At 48.9% G+C, this 1,030-nt stretch carries 1 protein-coding gene; it reads left to right on the top strand.

Features of this window, described 5'->3' with window-relative positions; translation table 11 throughout:
• A partial coding sequence (locus tag RH89_RS29955; protein ID WP_004403910.1) for a hypothetical protein occupies positions 1–1,030 on the top strand: 1,030 nt, incomplete at both ends.

The following is a 1,030-nucleotide window of genomic DNA, read 5'->3' as shown; positions in this document are numbered from 1 at the left end:
ACAAACACCGCAAGACAACAAAAAAGGCTTTCTGGTACCTTCTGAACTGCGCCCTTCCGCCACATTTGAACGGCAAAGCAGCGTCATTAATGAATTTACTAAGGGCATCGTCGGGCGTTCTAAAATCATTGATGCCAATCTGAAAGAAGCCAAAATTGGTCAGTTTACGATTGATGTCGGCAGCGAAAGCAAATCACTCTCTTCCCTGCTTGAACAGGCACGTCACTTCAAAGCTGGGATTCAGGCTTTCAACCCAGTCGATTTAACCCGAATTGGATTTCTCGCTACCAAGGAAGCCGGAGCGGATCTGACGGACAGCACGCGAAAAATTCTGACTGCCAGAAAGCTGGATATCACCCGACGTCCGATTGATGAAATCATTCAGGTTCTGGAAGAGGAAGTTGAGTCTCTCGCTCATGAACTGGATGGTTTGCTGGGCAAACCCATGAAGAAGTCGTTCAAGCGAATGGGCAGAGCATTGGTGATGACCAAGACCCCTATTTCAACTGCCTGGAATAATATCGCGATTGGTACACTCAGCCCGTCACTCGCGCCATTATTGATTGATAACCGTGTACCGCGTTCACACGGCAGCATTGCACCTGCTGGTATTGCAGACCTTCTGGTCGTGAAGCAACAACTTAAAGGCTACGAAGGCACCGATGTCGCCCACATTGAAAATGTTCTGAAAGGTGAAAAGAAAGAACGCGAGCACATTCGTCGCCGTGAAACAGAAGAACTGCTGTTTCAGGAAACGGAAATCACCACCACAGAAGAACGCTCTCTGGAATCCACCAGCCGCTTTGAAATGAGCCGTGAAACCAGCGAAACCATTCAACAGGATTCATCTTTGAAAGCGGGGTTGAGTGTGTCCGGTAAATACGGTCCGGTGGTGGAATTTTCTGCCAGTGCAGAAGGGTCTATCTCGCGCAGCAAGCAGGAAGCAACCAAAACCGCGGCGAACTTTTCTCAGGATGTGACTCAGAGAAGCGCCAATAAGATCACGGAAAGAGTGCTGGAACGTTCTTCC

The organism is Vibrio nigripulchritudo ATCC 27043, from assembly GCF_000222685.1.
GTDB lineage: Bacteria > Pseudomonadota > Gammaproteobacteria > Enterobacterales > Vibrionaceae > Vibrio > Vibrio nigripulchritudo.
Note: the sequence above shows the minus strand (reverse complement) of the source record. Positions and strands in the feature narration are given on the sequence as shown.